Annotated in this window: 20 protein-coding genes; 9 read left to right on the forward strand and 11 right to left on the reverse strand. The window is 38.6% G+C overall.

From position 1 onward, the window contains the following. Nucleotides 1-282: 282 nt before the first annotated feature. Nucleotides 283-1,374, forward strand: coding sequence for a tRNA 2-thiouridine(34) synthase MnmA (gene mnmA, locus CPT03_RS07825; RefSeq protein ID WP_099438329.1), 1,092 nt, complete (start codon nt 283-285; stop codon nt 1,372-1,374). A 92-nt stretch (nt 1,375-1,466) separates the two neighbouring features. Here mnmA and CPT03_RS07830 read toward each other — a convergent pair whose 3' ends face one another. From CPT03_RS07830 to CPT03_RS07840, 3 genes are all read right to left on the reverse strand, one after another. Next, nucleotides 1,467-2,426: a bifunctional metallophosphatase/5'-nucleotidase gene (locus CPT03_RS07830; RefSeq protein WP_099438330.1), complete on the reverse strand. Its 960-nt coding sequence runs from the start codon at nt 2,424-2,426 to the stop codon at nt 1,467-1,469. Continuing rightward, nucleotides 2,404-3,171, reverse strand: coding sequence for a 5'-nucleotidase C-terminal domain-containing protein (locus CPT03_RS07835; RefSeq protein WP_099438331.1), 768 nt, complete (start codon nt 3,169-3,171; stop codon nt 2,404-2,406). Before CPT03_RS07835 ends, CPT03_RS07830 begins: the two co-directional genes overlap by 23 nt. Before the next feature lie 149 nt (nt 3,172-3,320). After that, nucleotides 3,321-3,833: a glutathione peroxidase gene (locus tag CPT03_RS07840; RefSeq protein ID WP_099438332.1), complete on the reverse strand. Its 513-nt coding sequence runs from the start codon at nt 3,831-3,833 to the stop codon at nt 3,321-3,323. Nucleotides 3,834-4,076: 243 nt separating this feature from the next. Between CPT03_RS07840 and topA the strand changes: the two genes are divergently transcribed. The 4 genes from topA to pbpC all read left to right on the forward strand — a co-directional run bounded on the left by topA (nt 4,077) and on the right by pbpC (nt 15,270). Next, nucleotides 4,077-6,668 (forward strand): type I DNA topoisomerase, encoded by a 2,592-nt coding sequence (gene topA, locus CPT03_RS07845; protein ID WP_099438333.1) that lies wholly within the window; start codon nt 4,077-4,079, stop codon nt 6,666-6,668. An 11-nt stretch (nt 6,669-6,679) separates the two neighbouring features. Continuing rightward, on the forward strand, nt 6,680-7,084 hold the full coding sequence (locus CPT03_RS07850) for a hypothetical protein (RefSeq protein WP_099438334.1): 405 nt from the start codon (nt 6,680-6,682) through the stop codon (nt 7,082-7,084). Between the two features lie 111 nt (nt 7,085-7,195). Then, nucleotides 7,196-12,772 carry an alpha-2-macroglobulin family protein gene (locus tag CPT03_RS07855; protein ID WP_099438335.1) on the forward strand — a complete coding sequence of 1,859 codons (5,577 nt, stop codon included), beginning with the start codon at nt 7,196-7,198 and terminating at the stop codon, nt 12,770-12,772. A gap of 23 nt (nt 12,773-12,795) precedes the next feature. Beyond that, a complete protein-coding gene (gene pbpC / locus CPT03_RS07860) occupies nt 12,796-15,270 on the forward strand; it encodes a penicillin-binding protein 1C (protein ID WP_245870003.1) in 2,475 nt (824 codons plus the stop codon). On the opposite strand, the gene CPT03_RS07865 is transcribed toward pbpC, so the two are convergent. The 6 genes from CPT03_RS07865 to CPT03_RS07890 all read right to left on the reverse strand — a co-directional run bounded on the left by CPT03_RS07865 (nt 15,267) and on the right by CPT03_RS07890 (nt 20,508). After that, on the reverse strand, nt 15,267-15,959 hold the full coding sequence (locus CPT03_RS07865) for a lysoplasmalogenase (protein WP_099438337.1): 693 nt from the start codon (nt 15,957-15,959) through the stop codon (nt 15,267-15,269). The two genes, pbpC and CPT03_RS07865, sit on opposite strands and share 4 nt — an antisense overlap. Then, nucleotides 15,934-17,160 (reverse strand): sterol desaturase family protein, encoded by a 1,227-nt coding sequence (locus CPT03_RS07870; protein ID WP_099438338.1) that lies wholly within the window; start codon nt 17,158-17,160, stop codon nt 15,934-15,936. Before CPT03_RS07870 ends, CPT03_RS07865 begins: the two co-directional genes overlap by 26 nt. A 149-nt stretch (nt 17,161-17,309) precedes the next feature. Next, on the reverse strand, nt 17,310-18,050 hold the full coding sequence (locus CPT03_RS07875; protein WP_099438339.1) for an SDR family NAD(P)-dependent oxidoreductase: 741 nt from the start codon (nt 18,048-18,050) through the stop codon (nt 17,310-17,312). 75 nt (nt 18,051-18,125) lie between these two features. Further along, the gene (locus CPT03_RS07880) at nt 18,126-18,692 is read right to left on the reverse strand and encodes a Crp/Fnr family transcriptional regulator (RefSeq protein ID WP_099438340.1); all 567 of its coding nucleotides are present in this window, start codon (nt 18,690-18,692) and stop codon (nt 18,126-18,128) included. 76 nt (nt 18,693-18,768) lie between these two features. Further along, nucleotides 18,769-19,521, reverse strand: a complete 753-nt coding sequence (locus CPT03_RS07885; RefSeq protein WP_317044344.1) for a helix-turn-helix transcriptional regulator — start codon at nt 19,519-19,521, stop codon at nt 18,769-18,771. A 240-nt stretch (nt 19,522-19,761) separates the two neighbouring features. Further along, complete coding sequence (locus tag CPT03_RS07890; RefSeq protein WP_099438342.1) at nt 19,762-20,508, reverse strand: SDR family oxidoreductase; 747 nt, start codon at nt 20,506-20,508, stop codon at nt 19,762-19,764. Nucleotides 20,509-20,805: 297 nt separating this feature from the next. On the opposite strand from CPT03_RS07890, the gene CPT03_RS07895 reads away from it, so the two are divergent. The 4 genes from CPT03_RS07895 (at nt 20,806) to CPT03_RS07910 (ending at nt 23,007) form a co-directional block, all read left to right on the forward strand. Beyond that, nucleotides 20,806-21,138 carry a hypothetical protein gene (locus CPT03_RS07895; protein ID WP_157766378.1) on the forward strand — a complete coding sequence of 111 codons (333 nt, stop codon included), beginning with the start codon at nt 20,806-20,808 and terminating at the stop codon, nt 21,136-21,138. Between the two features lie 127 nt (nt 21,139-21,265). Continuing rightward, nucleotides 21,266-21,955 (forward strand): helix-turn-helix transcriptional regulator, encoded by a 690-nt coding sequence (locus CPT03_RS07900; protein ID WP_099438344.1) that lies wholly within the window; start codon nt 21,266-21,268, stop codon nt 21,953-21,955. 81 nt (nt 21,956-22,036) lie between these two features. Next, on the forward strand, nt 22,037-22,429 hold the full coding sequence (locus CPT03_RS07905; protein ID WP_099438345.1) for a RidA family protein: 393 nt from the start codon (nt 22,037-22,039) through the stop codon (nt 22,427-22,429). A gap of 2 nt (nt 22,430-22,431) precedes the next feature. Further along, nucleotides 22,432-23,007, forward strand: coding sequence for a YdeI/OmpD-associated family protein (locus CPT03_RS07910; RefSeq protein WP_099438346.1), 576 nt, complete (start codon nt 22,432-22,434; stop codon nt 23,005-23,007). 37 nt (nt 23,008-23,044) lie between these two features. Here the strand turns inward: CPT03_RS07910 and CPT03_RS07915 are convergent, their stop codons facing one another. Together CPT03_RS07915 and CPT03_RS07920 are read right to left on the reverse strand one after the other, a co-directional pair. Beyond that, a complete protein-coding gene (locus CPT03_RS07915) occupies nt 23,045-23,245 on the reverse strand; it encodes a tyrosine-type recombinase/integrase (RefSeq protein ID WP_245870004.1) in 201 nt (66 codons plus the stop codon). A 300-nt stretch (nt 23,246-23,545) separates the two neighbouring features. After that, nucleotides 23,546-23,848 (reverse strand): RNA recognition motif domain-containing protein, encoded by a 303-nt coding sequence (locus CPT03_RS07920; RefSeq protein WP_099438347.1) that lies wholly within the window; start codon nt 23,846-23,848, stop codon nt 23,546-23,548. Between the last annotated feature and the right edge of the window lie 145 nt (nt 23,849-23,993).

The following is a 23,993-nucleotide window of genomic DNA, read 5'->3' on the forward strand; positions in this document are numbered from 1 at the left end:
TTCTCTTTAACCATCTATCCTCCGTACACATCAGCTCCTAATTTCCCCCTCAATTAAACCTCCTTCTATCTCCTCCCAATTCGGCTAAAATTCAGTGTCAGGAAGAGGGCCTCGGAACCATTTGCGCCCTTCAGCGCAAATGGTTCCAGCCCGAAAACAGATCACTTAATTTTACTTTGACAACCTATTGACCTCCCAAATTAAAAACTTCAATTAAAATCACGTATTTTTGCACCCTATTTCTAATCACCGGGCTTTGAACCCGAGGCAGTATTAAATAAAATGAGTAAAAGAGGAAGAATATTAGTCGCCATGAGTGGCGGTGTTGATAGTTCAGTAGCAGCAGTAATGCTACACGAACAAGGTTATGAAGTTATTGGATTAACCATGAAAACATGGGATTATGCAACATCAGGCAGCAGTAGTAAAGAAACAGGCTGTTGCAGTTTAGATAGCATAAACGATGCCCGCACCTTAGCCGTAAACTATGGTTTCCCTCATTATATTCTCGATATCCGCGATGAGTTTGGCGATTTTGTAATCGACAACTTTGTTGATGAATATCTTGCAGGACGTACACCAAACCCGTGTGTATTGTGCAATACCCATATTAAATGGGAAGCATTATTAAAACGCGCCAACAAACTGGATTGCGAATTTATTGCAACAGGGCACTATGCAAACATCAGACAACAAGATAGCGGCCGTTATGTAATTTCTAAAGGAAAAGACGAAAATAAAGACCAATCATACGTACTATGGGGTGTTTCTCAGGAAAACCTTGCACGTACACAATTCCCTCTGGGTTCTTTTGCCAAGTCTGAAATCAGACAAATGGCTTTAGACATGGGGCAAGAAGAACTTGCTAAGAAAAGTGAAAGCTACGAGATCTGTTTTGTGCCAGATAACGATTACCGTGCCTTCTTAAAACATAAAGTTGAAGATTTAGAAGACAGAGTTGCCGGCGGTAACTTCATCACTAAAGACGGAATGGTAGTTGGCCAGCATAAAGGCTATCCTTTTTACACCATTGGTCAGCGTAAAGGACTTGGAATTGCCTTTGGCGAGCCAATGTTTGTAACCCAAATTATGCCTGAAAGTAATACAGTAGTACTTGGCAGAGCCGAAGATCTGGAAAGAAACGAGGCTTTGGTACGCAACGTAAATCTGGTAAAATACGGAAGTATTTTAGAACCAATGGATAATGTAGTTACTAAAATCAGATATAAAGATGCAGGTATGTTAAGCACTATCGTTCAGGAAGGCGATAAAATGCGCGTAGTATTTGACCACAATGTATCAGCAATAGCACCTGGACAATCAGCAGTTTTCTATGAAGGAAACGACCTGTTGGGCGGCGGCTTCCTTTGCTAGAAGACCTTAAAATGTGCTCCCTTAGATCCCTAAGTACTGTCTAAGGGAGACAACTCCCTTTTTTGAAAAATATATTGCCCAATCTGTAGGGATCATTGGAGGTCATTCTTTTCCAATTTATTAGAGATCAAGTAAGGCGAAGCCGATTTTATCTTTTTACCTTTATATCTTTCAAAATAATAATCTACCCTGCCAAGATTAATCCCTGCAAAACCAACCTGATTTATGGTAGTTATTGCTCCGCTCAAATTCTGCACATCCTCTGGCTGATCCATAAAAGTATGCGTATGACCACCTATTATCAGGTCGATACTCTTATTATTTTTCGCTAAAATCTGATCAGAAACCTTATCTGTTTTATATTTGTAACCCAAATGAGATAAGCAAATTACCAGATCACATTTAAAGTCATTCTTTAATATATCAGCTATTTCATTAGCCTTTGCAACCGGGTCTAAGTAAACTGCATCTCCATAGTTTTTGCCATCAACCAAACCATGCAATTCTATTCCAACCCCAAAAACACCAATCTTTAATCCATCCTTTTTAAATATCTTATACGGAAGGGTCGATTTATTGAGTATCGTATTAGAGAAATCGTAATTACTACAAAGAACAGGGAAATTGGCATGAGGCAATTGCTTATAAAACCCCTCCATACCATTATCAAAATCATGATTGCCCATCGTTGCAGCATCATATCCCATTGCAGCCATGAGCTTAATTTCGAGCTCTCCACCAAACTTATTAAAATATGGAGTTCCCTGAAAAATGTCGCCGGCATCAAACAGCAGCACGTTTTTCTCTTCGCTTCTTATCTTTTTTATCAGGGCGGATCGCCTTGCCGTACCACCCAAACCTTCATATTTAGATCCGTCGATAGGAAAAGGCTCTACCCTGCTGTGAACATCATTAGTATGCAAAATAGTTAGCTTTGTTACCCCACCGGCCGCCTCTGCTTCAAATGCATTTAAATTTAAGGCCAAAGCAGCTGCAGCAATACCACCAGTTCTAAGAAAATCTCTGCGGTTAGTTTTTAGTAATTCTTCCATCTAATTTTGGATTAATTGTTTTTCCGGCAGCCTCAGTTTCAATAACGTAATTCATTAATGCATCGCGTATTTTAAGACCTATAACCTTTTGATCTATAGCATTTTTAAAGGCCGGAACATTGTCGCCACCACCACCAATATAATCTGAAGTAAGCACCTTGTAGGTTTTATTTACATCAAACGGTTTACCGTTTACCAATACATCTGTAGGCTTCTTATCTATTATTTTCATTTGCAAACGAGCCACAGGCTGCCCATTTGTAGAAGCTATATAATCCAGCACTTGTTGAACATCAGTACCTTTCAGTGTAAAAATAATCAGCTGATTTTCAAAAGGCATAAGCTCAAAAACATTGGAAACGGTAACGTTGCCCTTAGGAAAATCTACACGTAAACCTCCTTTTGTTGATGGCAACGCAAAATCAATATTCTGGTCGTATTTAAGTGCCTGTTCCAGAACTGCATCAGAAAAGAAATTGCTAAGCAGGCTTTCAGGTAAAGTATCGCTGCTTTTTTTAGACATCTGCGCTGCCGAATGACCTATAACTTTATTCATTTCAGCATCAAGCTGAGCCTTGTAAGGCAAATAGGTTTTTATAATTGAACTATCAACTGTAAGTTCCTTATTAACATTGTATTCAGCCCGATTGGTCTTTACAAGATGGTATCCTGAAGAGCATGAAGCAACTAAAAGGACAACTGATAGCGCTAAATAATTCCTGAATGATTTGATAGGTTCCACCATATTTATTTTGGTACAAAAATACGGCAAACATTGCAATATGATGTAAAAATATAGTGATAATAGTGTTAAATAATAAGCCCCATTATCTTGAAAGTTCACAGATAATGGGGCTCCAATAACGATTCTGTTAACAGTTGTCCTATTAAACCTTACAAGTTCTTTGTAATCGCTTCATCTAAAGGTTTCACTTTGGAACGGAAACGGTGTACCAACTGGCCTTTTTCATTTATCAGGAATTTTTCGAAGTTCCATTGAATATCACCAGTAAAATCAGGGTTTTCCTGACTGGTTAAATATTTAAATAATGGGCTGATATCATCTCCTTTAACGCTGCTTTTTTCTGACAACAAGAAGGTAACATTGTATTTTCCAGTACAAAATTCTTTAATCTCGCTATTTGTAGCCAATTCCTGGCCACCAAAATTACCAGCCGGGAAACCAATTAACACTACATTTTTACCATATTGTTTTTGTAATTTTTCAAGGTCTTCGTACTGAGGTGTAAACCCGCATTTAGAAGCTGTATTTACAATCAGGATCTTTTTACCCTTAAATTTAGAAAGCTTAATCTCCTTACCATCAATGGTTTTAAAAGAAAAATCATAAACGTTTTTAGTTGGAGGCGTAAACAGAAGGCTTAACAGGATGAGTAATGTATTCATGGTTTTATGTTTTTTATATCTACGAAGTTAAGCACAAAAAAAATAGATAATTATATTATTTAAGTAAAATGTTTAAAACAGTTTTTAGCGCTGCCGGTCGAATTTAATGCCCTGAAAGCAGCAATCCCGGCATTGCTCATTATCAGGTAAAACAAGTCACTTTTAAATAAATTTGTCAGAAAAGTTAGATCGGATTTTGAAATTAGGCTTATTTATAGCTTTATTTGCAGAAAAACGTTCTGAATGGCGAAGAATTTACTAATAGTTGAGTCACCTGCGAAAGCGAAAACCATAGAGGGGTATTTGGGTAAGGATTTTCTTGTTAAATCTAGTTACGGTCACATTCGTGACTTGATTAAGGGAGATATGGGAATTGATATCTCTAATAATTTTGCTCAAACCTACGAAGTCCCTTCAGATAAAAAGCAAGTTGTTGCCGAGTTAAGAAAACTAGCTAAGGAGGCCGAAATGGTATGGCTAGCATCCGATGAGGACCGTGAAGGAGAAGCCATTTCCTGGCATTTGTACGAAACTTTAGGACTTAAAGAAGCCAAAACAAAACGTATTGTTTTTCATGAAATTACCAAGCCTGCAATTTTAAAGGCTATTGAAACACCCCGTACAATTGACTATAACCTGGTTCATGCACAACAGGCGCGCCGCGTGTTAGATAGGTTGGTTGGTTTTGAACTTTCTCCGGTCTTGTGGAAAAAGGTTAAACCATCACTTTCGGCAGGTCGGGTACAATCAGTAGCAGTTCGTTTAATTGTAGATAGAGAAAGAGAAGTAAATAAATTCAATGCTTCGGCAGCATTTAAAATAACTGCACAGTTTTCGACCGGAAAAGGAAAGGAAATTGTTAGAGCAGAATTGCCTCAGCGATTTGAAAAAGAAGCAGATGCAGAGCAGTTTTTAACAGACTGTATTGATGCTGGTTTCGCGGTTGATAGTTTAGAAACGAAGCCTGCAAAACGTAATCCTGCAGCTCCGTTTACCACTTCTACCTTACAGCAAGAAGCTTCCCGCAAACTGGGTTATTCAGTTTCAAGGACAATGCAAATTGCGCAAAGACTGTATGAAAGTGGACGAATCACCTATATGCGTACCGATTCAGTGAACTTATCGGAAACGGCATTACAGGCTGCAGCAAGTGAAATAAAATCTGCTTATGGCGATAAATATCACCACTTAAGGGTATACAAAACTAAATCGGCAGGTGCACAAGAGGCTCACGAAGCCATCCGCCCTACTTATTTTAATCATCATACTGTACCAGGCGACAGTTCTGAACAACGTTTATATGAGTTGATCTGGAAACGTGCCATCGCTTCACAAATGAGTGAGGCTTTATTTGAAAAAACAACCGCCCAAATAGGCATCAGCACGCGCAAAGAGAACTTAATTGCCGAGGGTGAGGTTTTAAAATTTGATGGTTTCTTAAAGGTTTATCTTGAATCCAGTGATGATGATGACCTTGAGGATTCAGAAGGTAACAGCATGTTGCCACCATTGGTAAGAGGTCAGGAATTGACTTTAAAAGAGATGAATGCAACTGAACGTTTCTCCAGACCACCGGCCAGATATACAGAGGCAAGTTTGGTTAAAAAACTAGAAGAGCTTGGTATTGGAAGGCCATCTACTTACGCACCAACAATTTCGACCATCCAAAACCGCGGTTATGTGGTTAAAGAAGATCGTGATGGCCGTCAGCGTTCATTCAGTGCTATTGTATTAGCCAATGGTGCTATCAAAAAACAAATTAAAACTGAAATAACAGGTGCAGAAAAAGGCAAGTTGTTCCCTACAGATATAGGAGAAGTTGTTAACGATTTTCTGGTTGAACACTTTAAGGGAATTGTAGATTTTAACTTTACGGCAAGTGTAGAAAAGGAATTTGATGAGATTGCGCAAGGGCTGCAGGAATGGACAAAGATGCTTCACTCCTTCTATACTCCTTTCCATAATGAGGTTGAAACTACTTTAGAAAATGCCGACAGGGCTAATGGCGAGCGTTTATTGGGTGTTGATCCGGTAAGTGGTAAAAATGTTTATGCTAAGGTTGGTAAATTTGGTCCGTTGGTCCAAATTGGTCAGAATGACGACGAAGAAAAACCTCGTTATGCGAGCTTATCTAAATCGCAATCTGTGGCAACGGTTACTTTAGAAAATGCTTTGGAACAGTTTAAACTGCCTTTCCAACTTGAAGATTATGAAGGTAAAGAGGTTTCTGTTGGTGTAGGTCGTTTTGGTCCTTATGTCAAATGGGGTGATGCTTACATCTCTGTTCCTAAAAATGAAGATCCTTTATCAATTGACAGAGATCGTGCAATAGAGATTATTGGCGAAAAAATTACTGCTGATGCTCCGGTTGCCCATTACCAGAATTTACCTGTTACCAAAGGAAAAGGACGATTCGGGCCGTTTATTAAATGGAACGATTTGTTTATCAATGTGCCTAAGGCTTATAATTTTGATAATCTAAAACAATCGGATATTGAAGAGCTGATTGGTAAAAAAATAGAAAAAGAGGCCAATAGGTTTATACAGCAGTGGGCTGAAGAAAAAATTGCTATCGAAAATGGCCGATGGGGACCGTTTATTCGCTTTGGTAAAGAAATGCTTAAGTTACGTAAAAATCCGACTACTAACGACAAATATACTCAAGAGGAATTAGAGGTAATTTCTTTAGATGAAGTTAAAAAATTGATAGTTGAGCAGGTGCCTAACGCTTTTGAACCTAAAACCAAGAAAGCAGCAGCAAAGAAAACCGGTACAACGGCCAAGAAAGTAACAGCTAAAGCGCCTGCAAAAAAGAAAGTTGCAGCGAAGAAGTAGGTATTTATTATATGAAAAAAGACCTTCCTGAAAATATAGTTGAAGATGTTGCGATGGCTGTAGTGCTAATCAATGAAAGTCCGGAAGTAAAAAACTGGACTGTTTATCTTGTTAATCTTAAAGACATTCCAATAGATAATGTACTGATCAGCTCTAAAGGGTACGGAGAAAAGGACGGTAAACTGGTAAAAACTTCTGTACTCCGACACTTTCTGGGCAACATTAACGCCAAATCTTTTGCTGGAGTAGAAGCTATCGATACAGAAGTTTTCGGCTTAACAAACGAATACTGGTTAAGCTATTATATAGACGGGGTTATTTACGACAAAAAGTTTATTTTCCTACCGGAAAGCATTGTAGATGAAAACTTAATACGTGTTCCTCTTGTAAATATGCCGGGTGTGATGATCAAATAGTACCCAAAAAGCTTTTACTTTCTGATTTTTCTTCTGTTGATAATAATTGTTTTAGTTTGCCGATGATTTTTACTACTTTTCGTACACATCTTATTACGAAAAATCTGTATCATGGAATCATCCCGCTCTTCCTTTGTTCAAAGGAATAAGAAACCTTTAATTATTGGATCTGTTGCCGTTGTATTGCTAGGCATTGCATCAATTTTCTTCTTTAAAAAAGAAAAACCTAAAGACTATAATCAAAAATATTCTAAATACATAGAGGCCTATACCTCTGGAACCATCTCTAAAAAGAGTTTCATTAGAGTACACTTGGCCAGCGAAGTAAAAACAATGAGTGATGTTGGCGTGGCAGACACCCGTGATTTATTCAGCTTCTCCCCTTCTGTAAAAGGAAAAGCATACTGGATTGATGCCCAGACAGTTGAATTCAGGCCAGATGAGCCTTTAAAATCTGGCGAAACTTATGAAGCCAATTTTGATTTAAGCAAAGTTACCGAAACAGAAAAAGATCTCGAAGAATTTGAATTCGGGTTTAGAGTTATCAGACCGGGAATGAGCCTTAGTCAGGATGGTTTGGTATCGCAAAACAATACTTCGCTAGACTACATGAAGCTTAAGGGTGAAATTACTACCTCTGATCAGGAAGATCCAAAAGCAATTGAAAAAGCATTAATGCTTAATTTCCCACAAACTTTAAAAATAAAATGGCAACATAATCCTGAAAAAAATACTTCTGCCTTTACTGTAGATAGTATTAAAAAAGCAGGTCAGGATACGAAATTAACTTTAAAATGGTCTGGCGAAACCATTGATGCAGACAGCAAAGGTGAGCAAACAGTTGTTGTTCCTGCCAAAGGCGTATTTAAGATTCTGGACATGAAAGCGGTTCAAGACCTTGAAGATTATGCCCTGGTACAGCTTTCTGAACCAGTTGGTGTTGCACAGGATCTGGCTGGTTTAATCTCCTTAAGCGGGTTGTCTGATTTAAGGTTCACTATTGATGGCAGTCAGGTAAAAGTGTATTCGGCCCTTGCCTTGGAAGGAAATTATGCCTTTACCATAAATTCAGGTATCGAAAATATTAACGGAAAGAAACTTGGAGCAGGGAAAACAGCCAATATCATTTTTGAGAACAAATTGCCTTCGGTTGTTATTGCCGGCAGCGGTACCATACTTCCAAATTCGGGTAAACTGGTATTGCCTTTCGAAGCCACCAATTTAAGGGCTGTTGATGTTACAGTTATCAAAATCTATGAAAACAATATCCCTCAGTTTTTCCAGACCAACAGCTATAAAGATGGAAGTGAGATTCGTAGGGTAGGTAAACCTGTTGTTCAAAAAACAATTCGTTTAGACGAAGATAAAGCACTTAACCTGCATAAAAAGAACCGTTTCACATTAGACCTGGATAAGCTGATCAAAACGGAACCGGGTGCAATGTACCGCATAACCATCGGTTTCAGAAATGAGTACAATGTATTTAAATGTGCTGAAGTAACCAACGATGAAGCCACTTCTGATGATGACTATCGTGGTTATGGCGAAAAAATTGATGAGGATGATGAGTTCTGGGAGCGTTACAACAGTTACTATCCTAATAATTACAGGTGGGAAGATCGGGATAACCCTTGCACCCCATCCTACTATACCAATGATAAATGGGCCAGCAGAAACGTAATGGCTTCGAACATTGGTATTATTGCCAAACGCGGTAACGACAATAGTATGCTTGTTGTAACCTCAGATCTGCTTACGGCAAAACCAATGAGCGGTGTTACTTTAGAGCTTTTAGATTACCAGCGCCAGATCATCCATACGGTTAAAACTGATGGCGATGGGATGGCTACTTTTGATCTGAAAAGGAAACCATTCTTATTGATAGCTAAAAATGGCGATGAACGTGGTTACCTCAAAATGGACGATGGTAGTTCCCTTCCTTTAAGCCGATTTGATGTGGGTGGCGATGTGGTGCAGAACGGATTGAAGGGTTATATTTATGGAGAACGAGGTGTTTGGAGACCTGGCGATTCTATATTCGTATCCTTCATTCTTGAGGATAAACTTAAAAAACTTCCAGGCGGATATCCGGTCACTTTTGAATTATACAACCCTCAAGGACAATTAATTAAAAGGATCATCAATGGTAAACCATTAAATGGATTCTATGCTTTTAAAACCGCTACAGAAAACACTGCTCCTACAGGCAACTGGCTTGCTAAAGTAAAAGCGGGTGGTGCAGTGTTCAGCAAAACCATTAAGGTTGAAACCGTAATGCCCAACAGGTTAAAGATAAATTTCAATATAGGCAATGCGGCTTATTTAGGTGTTGGCGGTGCATCTTCAGCTACGCTTTCGGCAAACTGGCTATTTGGTTCTGTAGGTAAAAGCCTGAAAGCTAAGGTTGATGTGAACCTGAATACCATGAAAACCACTTTTAAGGGTTTTGATGAGTATACTTTTGATAACCCTACAGTAGCGTTCCAATCGCAGGTAAAAACCATATTCGAAGGCACATTAAATGAGAATGGAACTGCCGTTGTAAATACCAGTTTAAATGAAAACAATACTGCTCCGGGCATGCTTAAGGCAAACTTTACCACTAAGGTATTTGAAGCAGGCGGTAATTTCAGTATTGATAACTTTAGTATCCCTTACCATGTTTACAACAACTATTACGGTATTAAAACCCCTGATGGTGAGAAATTAAGCGGAATGCTGGTAACCGGCAAGGATCATAAAGTTAATATTGTTAATGTAGACAGGAACGGTAAACTGGTACAAGGTGGCAAAACTGTTGAGGTTGAGCTATACAAAGTACAGTGGCGTTGGTGGTGGGATCAGGACGACCAGAACTCCTATGCTAACTTTACCCAAAACTCTTATAATAAACTCGTTAAAAAAGAAAGCATCACTTTATCAAACGGTAAAGGAAGCTGGAATTTAAGAATAGATGAACCGGAATGGGGTCGTTATCTGATTCTGGTACGCGATGTAAATGGTGGCCATGTAACCGGCAAATCTGTATATGTTGACTGGCCGGGTTGGGCACAACGTGAACAGGCCAACAACCCTACCGAGGCCTCTATGCTATCGTTTACTGCCAATAAAACCAAGTTCAATGTTGGCGAAGATGTGGTATTAACCATCCCATCGGGTAAAGGCGGCAGAGCGTTAATCTCTATAGAAAATGGCAGCAGGGTATTAAAAACCTTCTGGACAGAAACTAAAGCCGGCCAAACACAATTTACCTTTAAGGCCGAAAAGAACATGGCGCCTAATGTGTTTGCCGTGGTTTCTTTGCTTCAGCCACATGCCCAAACGGTAAATGATTTGCCAATAAGGATGTATGGAGCTATTCCATTGCTTATTGAAGATCCTGAAACGATCTTAAAACCGGTTATTAAAATGGCAGATAAGATTAAACCTGAAACAGAGAATAGCATTACTGTTGCGGAACAAAATGGCAAGGCCATGACCTATACAATAGCCATTGTAGATGAAGGTTTGCTTGACCTGACCAGATTTAAAACTCCTGATCCTCATAGTGCTTTTTATGCCCGAGAAGGCTTGGGTGTTAAAACATGGGATTTGTTCGATTATGTACTTGGTGCATGGGGCGGCAATCTGGAACGCATTTTAAGCATTGGTGGTGATGGCAGTGTAAACAGGAATTTGAATCCGGCAAAAGCCAACAGGTTTGTACCTGTGGTAAAATATCTTGGTCCTTTTGCATTGGGCAAAGGCGAAAGCAAAACCCATAAGTTTACGCTTCCGCAATATATTGGCGCGGTAAGAGCAATGGTGGTTGCCGGACAAGATGGTGCTTATGGCTTTGCAGAGAAATCTGTACAGGTTAAAAAACCTTTAATGCTGCTGGCTACTTTACCACGTGTTATTGGTCCGGGCGAAAGCTTTACTTTACCTGCAACCGTATTTGCTACAGAAAATAACCTTAAAAACGTAACTGTTCAACTACAGGCACAGAATTTACAGGTAATTGGTAGTAAAACACAACAGCTTGGATTTAAACAACCAGGCGAACAGATGGCATATTTCGAAATCAAGGCTCCTGAGGTTACAGGTATTGCCAAGGTTAAGATCATTGCACAAAGCGGTACCGAGAAGGCTGTTTATGATATAGAGATGGACATTCGTAATCCTAATCCGTTTGTTACCAATGTGGTATCGGCAGTAGTTGAACCGGGTGCCAATTGGTCGTTAAACTATGCGCCTATTGGTATGGCTGGTACAAATTCAGGGTCTATAGAGCTTTCGTCTATACCTCCTATCAATCTTAAAAAGCGCTTAAGTTACCTGATGCAATATCCGCATGGATGTGTAGAGCAAACTACTTCCGGTGTATTCCCTCAGTTATTCCTTAACCAATTAACTGCTTTAAATGAACAGCAAAAGGCAAATACAGAACGAAACATAAAAGCGGGTATTAACAGGTTGAAAGGCTTCCAGACTACTGATGGTGGTTTAAGTTACTGGCCGGGCGAAGGTACGTCTGATGAGTGGGGAACCAATTATGCAGGGCATTTCCTTGTAGAATCGCAAAATGCAGGATACACCCTTCCAGTAGGAATGATTGATGAACTTGTTCGTTATTTAAAAACAAAAGCCAATAACTGGGCGCCAAATAGCAGTAATTTTTATGGTGGTGATCTTTCTCAGTCGTACAGGTTATATGTGCTTGCGTTGGCCAAGAGACCGGAAATAGCAGCAATGAACAGATTAAGGGCATTCGAATACCTTTCTGTATCTGCAAAATGGCGTTTGGCTGCCGCATATAAACTTGCCGGACAAGCAGATGCGGCCAATAAACTGATAAAAGATTTACCTACTGAAATAAAACCTTACAATCAGCTAGGCGGCACTTATGGTTCTGATTTAAGAGATGAGGCCATGATATTGGAAACACTGACTCTATTGGGCCGTAAAGGTACAGCAGCGCAGTTATTGCAGTCGGTAGCTACCAGATTAGGTAAAGATGATTGGTACAGTACACAAACTACAGCTTACAGTTTACTAGGCATCGCTAAGTTTTGTGGTGTAAATTCTTCATCAAATAACCTTAAATACAGCTATACTATTGATGGTAAAAAAGGCAATGTAAATTCAAACCAGTACATTGTTAGCACGCCACTGGCGTTTAAAGGCAATGTGGCTGTTACCAATACCAGCGACAGGGTGTTGTTTGCACGTTTAATTTTACAGGGGCAACCTTCGGCCGGACAAAATAATTTCCAACCGAACAACCCTGATCTGTTAGACATGAGTATCAGCTATAAATTACTTAATGGCAAGGTGCTGGATCCCACTACTTTGAAACAAGGCACAGACTTTTATGCTGAAGTTGTGGTTAAAAATCCGGGTAAGAGTGGATATTATGAGCAAATGGCACTTACACAGATCTTCCCATCGGGATGGGAAATCATTAATACCCGCGTAAATGACAATGAAAGCATCATTGCTTCATCGCCATATACTTACAGGGATATTAGAGATGATCGTGTGTTTACTTATTTTAACCTGCGTGAGAACGAAACGGTTATTTATAAAGTGCTTTTAAATGCATCTTATATTGGTAGGTACTATTTATCGGCTGTTCAGTGCGAAGCAATGTATAACAACAGCATAAGTGCAACAGAAGCAGGAAATTGGGTGCAGGTTATTAAATAAGCAAGTGGGTAGGTATAAAGTAAGTGAGTAGTTGTAAATTAACCAAAACAGGACTTCCTGAAACCGGACTTCCGTCATCTCGACAAAGGAGAGATCTCTTGAATAGCAGCAACAAGAGATCCTTTGCTTCGCTCTGGATGACGGATGTTGTTTTCCTCATTTTACTACTTATATTCCTGTTTTCTTTGCCTTCAAAGCTTTTTGTAAGCCCTACCTCCTATGTTGTAGAAGCTTCAAATGGCGATTTATTAAGCGCTTCTATTGCTAAAGATGGGCAATGGCGTTTCCCTGTAGCCGACAACATACCAGAGAAATTTGCGCAATGTCTGGTCGCTTTTGAAGATAAACGTTTCTATTACCACCCCGGTGTAGATCCTATTGCTATGGCCAGAGCTATGCGCCAAAACTTTAAAGCCAAAAGTGTGATAAGTGGCGGAAGCACAATAAGCATGCAGGTGATCAGACTATCCAGACGCGAAAGCAGAACAGTTTGGCAAAAGCTAATAGAGATTATCCTGGCTATCAGACTAGAAGCCAGCTATTCAAAAAAAGAAATTTTAAAGCTCTATGCCGGCAACGCCCCCTTTGGGAGTAACGTGGTTGGATTGGATGCTGCAGCATGGAGGTACTTCGGCCGCAGTGCCGAAAGTTTATCCTGGGGAGAGATGGCTACACTGGCGGTGCTACCAAATAGCCCGTCACTGGTACACCCTGGCAAAAACTCTCCCCGACTGATCAAAAAACGGAACGATCTGCTGGATAAATTAGCGGTATTAAAAATCATAGACCAATCAACCGCCAATCTATCTAAGCTGGAGCCTATTCCGGGCAAACCACAACAACTGCCTCAAAACGCACCGCATTTACTTAACAGATTTAAGGCAGAGCGGTCGGCTTTAAAAACAGGATCTACAAGGATCACTTCTACACTTGATTATGATTTGCAACTACGGGTAAGCAGTTTGCTGAAGCGCTACAACAACCGATATCGGGCAAACGACATTAACAACATTGCAGCATTGGTTTTAGATGTAAAAAAAGGTACTGTACTTAGTTATGTTGGCAACATCTACCAACCGGAAAATACCGAACTGGAAAGTCATGTGGATATGATTAAGGCACCAAGGAGTCCGGGAAGTACATTAAAACCCATTCTGTACGCCAGTATGTTAAATGATGGCTTTATACTTCCTAAAACTTTAATAGCCGATATACCCACTCAAATAGGCGGCTACTCGCCCCAAAATTATGATATGGGCTACGATGGTGCCATACAAGCCGATAGAGCGCTGAGCCGCTCTCTAAACATCCCTGCGGTTAAAATGCTGCAGAACTACAAGTACCAAAGGTTTTATGATAAGCTTAAACAATTGGGCTTTACTACGCTAAACAAACCAGCCGATCATTATGGGCTTTCACTTATTCTTGGTGGCAGCGAGGTAACGATGTGGGACCTGGCAAGAACTTATATGGGAATGGCCAGAACGCTTAACCATTTTAATGATTATAAAGGCAGGTACAATCCGCATGATTACGATGAGCCTTTGTATGTGAACGAACAGCGGGATAAACGTTTTGATGAGTTTGAGACCGAAGTAAACTCAGCCATTGATCATGGTTCTATCTGGAATGCATTTAATGCTATGGAGGAGTTAATGAGGCCGGGCGAGGAAGGTTTATGGGAACAGTTTTCCTCTTCGCAGCGATTGGCATGGAAAACAGGTACCAGTTTCGGTTTCAGGGATGCCTGGGCAGTTGGACTTAACCCGAACTATGTAGTTTGCGTTTGGGTTGGCAATGCCGATGGCGAAGGCCGACCGGGCTTAACCGGTATAGATGCTGCTGCTCCTGTTATGTTTGATATTTTTAAGCAATTACCTGTTGTTAAATGGTTTAAAACCCCTACAAGTAAACTTAAGAAAATTGTGGTTTGCAAAGAAAGTGGCTATAAAGCTGGCGAATATTGCACTGATAAAGTGATACAGCTGGTTTCTCCTGCAGGTGAAAAAACAGGTCTTTGCCCCTACCATAAAATGGTCCATCTGGACCGTACAGGAACTTACAGGGTAACTGATGAATGCGAAGCTCCATCTGCCATGGTGCATAAATCGTGGTTTATTTTACCTCCGTCTATGGAATATTATTATAAGATTAAAAATAGTGACTATAAGGAGCTGCCTCCATTTAAACCTGGTTGCGGCGATGCCGGGAATAACTTTGTAATGGAAATGATCTATCCAAGAAACTACGCCACGGTTTATATTCCTGTTGAGTTTGATGGCACCAGAGGAAAAATTGTGTTAAATGCTACCCACAGAAACGCTAACGCTAAGATTTACTGGCATATTGATAATGAGTATGTTGCCACAACCAAGAATTATCATCAGCTGGCTGTTAGTCCGGCGCCTGGCAAACATATTTTAACACTCGTTGATGAGAATGGCGAAAGGCTGGTACAGCATTTCACTGTGTTGGAAAAAGAAAAGGAAAAGAACTAATCCTCTCTTTTTACAAGCTGACGCTCGATGCCTCCTATGGTAATCAAATATTGCGCGATCATATAAGTTGCCATAATCAACAATCCTGCAAGATCAAAGCCCTTAACAAACTTATTATAAGCAAGTGTTGAGTCAGAGATCAGGAAAAATATTGCGCCAAAAAGAATCAGGTTAAAGCTGATTTTATTTACCCTCATGTTTCTGAACGCTGCCATCATCATCATTAAACTGATCACAAAAGTATAAACCATAACCGGTAGTTTCATTGCGCCAAGCCCATGCCTGATGTAAACATAAAAACTGATACTGAACACAGCACAAAGTGCAATGGCGATCCTTGCTCCTTTTTTATCTAATTGGGGTGCAGACGAGAAATCAAGATAAAATGCGCGGATATAAAAGATATGGCAAAGTAAAAAAGCAATTAGTCCGTAGGTAAAAAAAGCTTCGTTTTTCCATACCAGCATAAGCAATACATCGCCTATAAGGCCAAAAACCAAGCCTGTAAACAAACGTTTATGAAAGCGACCTTTTAGTTTGGTACTTATTGCAAACATGATAAGTAAAGAGATAACGATGAGTGGTTTTGTAATGTATTTTAAAGCCGAAAGCTCGTAATACTCTGCCACAAGCTGTAGTATAAAAATCAGGGCAAATATGAGGTTAAACTTCAGGTACTTCTTGAGCATGGGTATTCGGTTTGTTAAGATTATAGAACCAGACTAATGAAACGATTTGTAAGCCCGCAAATATCACCTGGTACCCAATAGGGAAATTAAGCAACAAAACTATTAAAATACCTGATAGGAGGCGGCAGTATTCAAAATAAATGAGCCATTTCTTTTCTTCGAGCAATGCACCGCAGGTTAATAGTGTAAGTATTGAAAACACGGAACCACTTATTAAGGGTGCTGTAGGCAAGGTTGCATTTAAAAACAAAATGGCCGATCCTGTGGCTAAGCCTATCAAAAATTGCAAAAGCACGTATCCGGAAAATTTCTGATGAAACTCAGGATTGTATTTTGCATAACTGGCAGGATCAATATCCTTTGCTGGCTTAAAGCCACCCAAATGCGCTGGAAACCATCCGGGTGGCTTAAGAAACACATTTATTTTATCGCTCCATTTTGGGCTTTGTTTTGCGGTATTCCAAAGTTCACTCCAGTAATGTACGTTTGCCCAGATAGGATTCCAGCTGGCTAATGGAGTGGTTATGCCATAGTACACCTCCTCTTCTTCTTTTTGAAAGGTGCCAAAAATTTTATCCCAAATAATTAAAGTACCTGCATGATTCTTATCTATGTATTTTGGGTTGGAACCATGATGCACACGGTGATGAGATGGTGTATTTAAAATCCATTCTAATGGCCCCATACTTTTTATAGCTCTGGTATGAATCCAAAACTGGTATAAAGTATTAAAAGCACTTAAGGTGAGGAACATGATCGGATCAAACCCAATAAAAGACAGAGGTAAATAAAACACCCACGAAAACCATCCCTGAAACCAGGATTGCCTTAAAGCTACGGTAAGGTTATATTCTTCAGATTGGTGGTGTACAATGTGAGCTGCCCAGAGTGCGTTTACCTGATGGCTCATTCTGTGAAACCAATAATAGAAAAAATCGACCCCAATGAAAAGTATGATCCAGACCCATATGGTTTGCGGAAGATCAAATAACCGCCAATGTTCAAAAATATACATGTAGCCAAAGAAGAGCGCTGTTTTCATGAAAACGCCTGTTACCTGCTGACCAATGCCTTGGCTTAAATTGGAAATGGAATCGTTTAAGCGGTAATAGTTTAACTTCTTATAGAAAGAATAAGCTAGCTCTACTCCTATCAGAATAAAGAATATAGGAACCGATAAAGCAATATAGTCCACGTTCATTCTACTAATCTAATGAATTGTGAGTATGGAAACGACAAAAAAATCAACGTTTAAGGTATTCTTTTACCTTAAAAAGAACGCCCCAAAGAAAAACGGAAAATCAATGAATGATGTATGCAAATTGTGAATGGTATTTAATTGAGAGAGCTTTACCAAGCAATTTCGCCTGTTTCAGGATTGGTTTGTTCGCTAAATAATTTACCACTTGGTCCATCATTACCGATCAATACATATTTGATAACTCTATTGGCCGCAACACTTACTTCACCGCCATTGAAATAGGTAAAATCTGTTTTGGTCAATCCCGGACAAACCGCATTCACTTTGATGTTGGTGTCACGCAATTCGTAGGCTAATTGTATCGTGTACATATTCAAGGCTGCTTTTGATACAGCATAGACCCCATATTTTGCATAGTGGTACGCTGGCCAATTCGGATCACTTTGTAATGTAAGCGACCCCACACTTGTACTCAAGTTTACAATTCTTGGAGCCTCAGATTTTTTCAGTAAATCAATAAATTCTTGCGTAACATTGGCAGTGCCTACCACATTGGTATTAAACGCATTTTGGTATTCCTCACTTTTAGCTTCCAATACCGTGTATGGATCAGTTCCTCCGTTGATACCGGCATTATTGATAAGAACATCCAACACTTCCACTTTTTTACCAATGGCTTCACGAGCAGCTTGTACGGAATTCAAATCAGTTACTTCCAACTGTATTGCTTCCACATTTGTATAGCCTGCTTCATTCAGTTTTTTCACGGCTTCCGAACCATTTTCTAAGTTGCGACTTCCGATGAACACATAAAATCCTTTTTCTAAAAGCTGTTTGGCTGTTTCAAAGCCTATCCCTTTGTTGGCTCCTGTAATTAATGCTGTTTTCATATCTTTTAATTTAAATTTCGATACAAAATTCCGGTATTAAACAGTAGCATCATTTACCAAATGGTAAAAAGATGATTAGCGAATATTTTTTCTTATTCTACTTAGTGATTGCTGGGTTACGCCTAAATAAGAAGCGATATGCGATAAAGGAATACGGTTGATAAGCGACGGATAATTTTCCATAAATTCCATGTATCGTGTGCTTGCATCCTGAGATATGACTGGGTTTTTTCTTGATTTTTGATACATGCATAATTGTACCATTTTGTTTTTGATGCTGTCCCAACCCACAATAATTTGAGAAAGTTCTTCCCAATCATTTTTTGAGAAAACGATAAGCTGACAATCGGTGATGGCTTGCAAATATTCGGAGGAAGAAACATTCGCTTCAAAATTGACATAATCGCAAACCAAGCTATTTTCACTAATGAAACAACGGGTAATTTCTTCGCCTTTGTTATTATAATAACAGCCACGAACAACGCCTTGCACAACAAAACCAACTTGTCCAGGTATTTTTCCAGCTTCAGAAAAATAATCGTCTTTTTTTAAATGCAATACTTTTCCTTTGCTGATTAAAAGGTCGATTTGTTGCTGATTAAGGCTTCCAAATTGCAAGATATACGCTATCAATTCATCCATTTGGAAAGGTATCAATAATTCCGTTTTGCTTATTTACCAAATGGTAAAAAGTAATGCGATACTCAAAATATTTACATTAATTAAACCCTTGCCTAAACGATAAAGGGGTTTGATTTGTTTTTTGTTTGAAAAGTTTGGTAAAAGAAGATGGATGCTCAAAACCTAATTCATAAGCAATTTCGCTGATAGACAATGTTGTGGTTGATAGTTTTTCCTTTGCTTTATCGATAAGTGTTTGGTGGATGTGGTCTTGCGTACTTTTCCCTGTCAAAACTTTGAGCAAAGTACTAAGATAATTGGGCGTAAGGTGCAATTCGTTAGCTATTTCTTGCACTGTAGGAATGCCTTTATTTAAAAGTTGTTCATCGTTAAAAAAATCGCTTAGTAAGGTTTCTAAACGGGTCAAAATTTTGTCGTTTGATATTCTGCGGATCAGAAATTGACGTTCATAAAAACGTTCGGTATAGTTGAGTAATAATTCAATTTGCGTGATGATAATATTGTGGCTAAACTTGTCTATGTTTTGCTGGCATTCTTGCTGAATGCTTTTAAAAACAGCAACCATCATTTGTTCTTCTTTCTCCGATAAAAACAAAGCTTCATTAACGGCATATCCAAAATATTCACTTTTTTTCATTCTTGCAGCTAAAGTCGTTTTCCATAAAAAATCTGGATGCACCAATAACAACCAACCCGAAGGTTCTGCGTCGGCATTGGGATCAATTTCTATTTGAATAACCTGCTGAGGAGCTACCAAAGCAAGCACGCCTTCATCAAAATCATAAGACAACTGACCGTAATTAAACTTTTTGGCTACATTTCTTTTCAAGCCTATGGAATAGAAGTTTTGCATCCAGCGAATTTCTGTATATTCGGGTGGATATTTGACCAAACTATAATCAATTAAACTTACTAAAGGGTGTTCAGGCTTAGGCAGTCCGCTGAATTGATGAAAATCGTAAATGCTATTTAAGTGGATGTTAGCCTGCATTTCTTTATGATTTTTAATGATTGATTGAAAATTTTTATGGACACAATTTACAATTAAATCATGTCCATAAAAATACGATTACCACTCTTGGTCTGTTGGTAAAATAAAGATTTCCGAAACATCTACATGGTTGGGTGCTTCCAAAACATAAATCATGCTGTTGGCAATGTCATTCGGCGTTAAGAAAGTCATTTGAGAACGCAATCCTTCCATTCCCTCTTTGTAATTGGCATCGGAAATATGATCGAACAAATTGGTAGCCACCGCTCCCGGTTGGATGCTCGTAACACGAATGTTGTGTTTTTTACCAAGCTCCATTCGCATAATATCCGAAAATGCGGCAACAAAATGTTTGGTGCCACAATACACACCTAAACCTTTGAACAATTTACGACCAGCAATAGACGATAAATTAATAACATGACCACTATGGTTTTCAATAAATGTAGGCAATACAGCCCCTGCAACATTCAAAACACCATTGATGTTGATATTAACCATGTCTTGCCATTCTTGTATTTTAAAAGTATCCACATCCGATGCAGGCATAATACCAGCATTGTTTACAAGAATGTTAATAGTGCCATATTTCTCTTTCAACAATTGCACGCCAGCATTTATGCTATCAACATCTGTAACATCAAGAGCAAAAGCAAAGGCTTCTCCGCCTGCTTGAACGATTGTTTCTTCAATGCTTTTCAATTTCGACAAATTACGAGCTGCCAAACCAACTTTTACACCTTTTGCTGCTAATGATTTTGCTACGCCTTCACCAATACCGCTCGACGCTCCGGTAATTAAGGCTACTTTTCCTTTTAATTCCATTTTTAATATTTTTTTGTTGATGCAAAATTGAAGCAAATGCATAGCATTCAGTTTGCCAAATCTCGGAAGGTCTTAGCCAAATCTATGATTTGGATTTTTGGGAAGCTATTGTTAGATATAAATCCGGAATTACGCTTAAAACTATGAGCGTAAAATCATTGCAGCAAATGTTTACAAATGTTCTTGTAAATCTCTTTTAGGTATTTTAATGATAAATGGTTTGTAAGAATAGGGCAATACAGCATCCTGCTGATATTTGGAAAAACAGTTCTTATAAACCAGATAAATTTCAGGTGTATGAATACAGTTTGCAAACAGGATACAAAACTTCTTTTAACTGAACCTCTATACTTGTATACAGGTATTCGTTCGGGTTATAGATCTATAAACATGGAATACAAGTTTAATAATGGAGTCGATAATAATGAAACGATGACTAAAGAAAGATTAGGCGGTTTATTTGTTAGTCCTGATGTTCAATTGGGGGTAAAAGTAAATAAGTACATCAGTTTAGAAGCTGGCGTAAACTATCGTTACAATATAGGAGAAAAAAGTAAGAGGGGCTTGTCAACAAACAATATCAATGGATTGGGAGCACAAGTTTTAATAGTGGGGCATTTGCCATTCTAATAGATATTTTAACAATTTTGAATACTTGAAGCAGGCGAAATCCTGTCTTTTTTATGTAGCCATATTTAGGAATGCTCTACAAGAAAAAGAGCTTTGGCTCCTGAAAACAAAAATCTATCTTTAACTTATGAATGAAAAGGATACCAAACGGCTTTCACGACTTACTGCAATTCTTACTCAATTGCAAACCAATCGGCTGTTAACATCAACGGTATTATCAGAAAAATTTGAGGTGAGTGTTCGCACGATTTACCGAGATATCAAAGCATTGGAACAAGCGGGCGTTCCGATTCTTACGGAAGATGGTAAAGGATACACATTGATGGAAGGTTATCGGGTTCCACCGGTGATGTTTACCGAGGCTCAAGCCAATGCACTCATTACAGCGGAACAATTGGTTTTGAAAAATAAAGACACTTCATTCATTAAAGATTATACAGAAGCCGTTGATAAAATAAAAGCGGTATTGAAATACCATCAAAAAGATAAAGTCAATTTATTAGCAGAGAGAACGCGATTTGATCAAAACAACAATCGGGAACGCAACAGTAATAATTTATCGGATTTACAATTTGCTTTGACCAATTTTCGACTTACAAAAATCGATTATATCAACGAGCAAAACCAAAACAGTAACCGATTGATTGAACCTTTTGCTTTATTGAGTACAGAAAACTGGCTACTGGTAGCTTACTGTCGTTTGCGAAAAGAATTTCGCTTTTTTCGCTTAGATAGAATTAAAAAAATGGAAGTGCTTACCGATACATTTGGACCCCATAAAATGACCTTACAAGAGTATTTTGATAAATTTCACTAATCATTTTAGACCCCTGACATAAGGCTGTCATAATCGCCATTTAGTTTTGCATTATAATTTTAAAAAGCAAACAAAATTAAAATGGAAAAAAGAACAATTGACCCTTGGAAATGGGGCGAGCAAACCAATTCTGCACAAGCAGTAGCAGTAACCAATGTAACTGGAACGCTTTACTGTTCGGGACAGGCAGCCCTTGATGAAAATGGCATACCGAGTAATGCCGATATGCGTACGCAGTTGATACAAACCATTCAAAATTTGGAGCAACTCATCAATGAGTCCGGTTACGAATGCAAAAACATCGTCAGACTAAATATTTACACCACCTCTACTCAAGATTTTTTTACCACTTGTATGGATGTTTATGTACCATTTATTCAAAAATATGGTATCAAACAAGCGATGACATTGCTTGAAGTTAAAGGACTTTTTGCTACCTTAACCGTAGAGCTAGAAGCAACGGTTGTTAAATAACAATGTCTGAAATAGAAATATTTTATCCAGCAAGCCCTACAGAATGGAGAGATTGGTTGGCTCAAAACCACCTTTCCAAACAATCTGTATGGCTTGTTTTTTACAGCAAAGCATCGGGTAAAAAATCCATCTCTTGGAGCGAAGCAGTGGATGAAGCACTTTGTTTTGGATGGATAGACAGTAAGAAAGTAAAAATAGATCACGAAATATCGCATCAGTTTTTTAGTAAACGAAAAGCCAAAAGCACGTGGTCAAAAATCAACAAAGAAAAAGTGCAGACGTTTACGGAAAAAGGATTGATGACAACTGCTGGCTACGAAAGCATAGCAATCGCCAAACAAAATAACTCATGGACCATTTTAGATGAAGTGGAAGCACTCATCATTCCAAACGACTTAGAGGAAGCGTTCAAAAAGCAGGAAGGAGCAAAAGACTATTTTGAAAGTTTAAGTAAATCGGCACGGAAAATATTATTAAGCTGGATTGTTCTTGCCAAACTCCCCGAAACCCGACAAAAACGTATTGAAGAAATTGCCTTCTGTGCAGGTGAAAAAAGGAAACCTAAGCAGTTTTTGTAACGTTTAGATTATGATACAAATTTCTATAAATGGGAATCTAATTCACATACTTATCTACCGCATTATCCAGTTCCTCACTTACAACCTTGGCATACACCTGAGTTTGTCGGATAGAGGAATGGTCAAGGAGTTTACTTACATACTCAATACGCATACCGTTATTTAAAGCATTGGTAGCAAAAGTGTGTCGGCTTAAATGGAAATGCAGTTTGAAAGGTAGTTTGATTTCTTCTCCCATTTTGTCCAGATGTACATCACCTAAACGGATTTTACCTCGAAGCTTTAAACTCTTGAATTGTTCATCTGCAAATATTTGCTATGAGCTAACGGAAACACGTTGAAAAGCAGAGCAATAAGCACCGTTACCAAATCGTTACCTGACTTCTTTGATTATCTCTATAAAGGCTTAGTATTCAACCGATACAGCTTTTTTCTGAAAATTTTAAAATAAAAAAGCAGCAATTAATGACGTATATCACCACTGCTGCTCTAGTATATTAAAATAGAATCAGTAACTAATTTTAATAAAAAAAGCTAATTAATAGCTTTTTTCTGTACGGTTATTGCGTTTAAAGCCACCGCCAGCACCACCAGTATTTGGTTTTTCTTGTGCTTCAGCAACTTTGATACGGTTACCATTGTAATCGCCGCCATTCATGCGTTTGATTGCTTCTTTTGCCTCTTCTTCTACCGGCATTTCCACAAAACCAAACCCACGACTCTGACCAGTTTCGCGATCTTTGATAATCCTTAGTGATTTTACTTGACCGAAATCACCAAATACGGCTGTTAATTCTTCTTCCCCTACTTCTAAAGGAAGGCCTGTAATAAATATCTTCATTAATTTCTAAAAATTTGGCACAAAGTTAAGCATTTTTAGCTTAAATTCCAATGCTAGTGTCAGTTATAAGTATAATTATCTAATATTTTTCATAACAAACAAATGAAAATTCTGTTTTACCAATTGTAAAAAAACTACCCTAATT

The sequence above is a fragment of the Pedobacter ginsengisoli genome (assembly GCF_002736205.1).
Taxonomy (GTDB): domain Bacteria; phylum Bacteroidota; class Bacteroidia; order Sphingobacteriales; family Sphingobacteriaceae; genus Pedobacter; species Pedobacter ginsengisoli_A.

What these genes read in the sequence shown, in the direction of transcription:
- mnmA (WP_099438329.1), top strand. Translation starts at nt 283, where the DNA reads ATGAGTAAAAGAGGAAGAATATTAGTCGCCATGAGTGGCGGTGTTGAT.
- CPT03_RS07830 (WP_099438330.1), bottom strand. Translation starts at nt 2,426, where the DNA reads ATGGAAGAATTACTAAAAACTAACCGCAGAGATTTTCTTAGAACTGGT.
- CPT03_RS07835 (WP_099438331.1), bottom strand. Translation starts at nt 3,171, where the DNA reads ATGGTGGAACCTATCAAATCATTCAGGAATTATTTAGCGCTATCAGTT.
- CPT03_RS07840 (WP_099438332.1), bottom strand. Translation starts at nt 3,833, where the DNA reads ATGAATACATTACTCATCCTGTTAAGCCTTCTGTTTACGCCTCCAACT.
- topA (WP_099438333.1), top strand. Translation starts at nt 4,077, where the DNA reads ATGGCGAAGAATTTACTAATAGTTGAGTCACCTGCGAAAGCGAAAACC.
- CPT03_RS07850 (WP_099438334.1), top strand. Translation starts at nt 6,680, where the DNA reads ATGAAAAAAGACCTTCCTGAAAATATAGTTGAAGATGTTGCGATGGCT.
- CPT03_RS07855 (WP_099438335.1), top strand. Translation starts at nt 7,196, where the DNA reads ATGGAATCATCCCGCTCTTCCTTTGTTCAAAGGAATAAGAAACCTTTA.
- CPT03_RS07865 (WP_099438337.1), bottom strand. Translation starts at nt 15,959, where the DNA reads ATGCTCAAGAAGTACCTGAAGTTTAACCTCATATTTGCCCTGATTTTT.
- CPT03_RS07870 (WP_099438338.1), bottom strand. Translation starts at nt 17,160, where the DNA reads ATGAACGTGGACTATATTGCTTTATCGGTTCCTATATTCTTTATTCTG.
- CPT03_RS07875 (WP_099438339.1), bottom strand. Translation starts at nt 18,050, where the DNA reads ATGAAAACAGCATTAATTACAGGAGCCAACAAAGGGATAGGCTTTGAA.
- CPT03_RS07880 (WP_099438340.1), bottom strand. Translation starts at nt 18,692, where the DNA reads ATGGATGAATTGATAGCGTATATCTTGCAATTTGGAAGCCTTAATCAG.
- CPT03_RS07890 (WP_099438342.1), bottom strand. Translation starts at nt 20,508, where the DNA reads ATGGAATTAAAAGGAAAAGTAGCCTTAATTACCGGAGCGTCGAGCGGT.
- CPT03_RS07895 (WP_157766378.1), top strand. Translation starts at nt 20,806, where the DNA reads ATGAATACAGTTTGCAAACAGGATACAAAACTTCTTTTAACTGAACCT.
- CPT03_RS07900 (WP_099438344.1), top strand. Translation starts at nt 21,266, where the DNA reads ATGAATGAAAAGGATACCAAACGGCTTTCACGACTTACTGCAATTCTT.
- CPT03_RS07905 (WP_099438345.1), top strand. Translation starts at nt 22,037, where the DNA reads ATGGAAAAAAGAACAATTGACCCTTGGAAATGGGGCGAGCAAACCAAT.
- CPT03_RS07910 (WP_099438346.1), top strand. Translation starts at nt 22,432, where the DNA reads ATGTCTGAAATAGAAATATTTTATCCAGCAAGCCCTACAGAATGGAGA.
- CPT03_RS07915 (WP_245870004.1), bottom strand. Translation starts at nt 23,245, where the DNA reads ATGGGAGAAGAAATCAAACTACCTTTCAAACTGCATTTCCATTTAAGC.
- CPT03_RS07920 (WP_099438347.1), bottom strand. Translation starts at nt 23,848, where the DNA reads ATGAAGATATTTATTACAGGCCTTCCTTTAGAAGTAGGGGAAGAAGAA.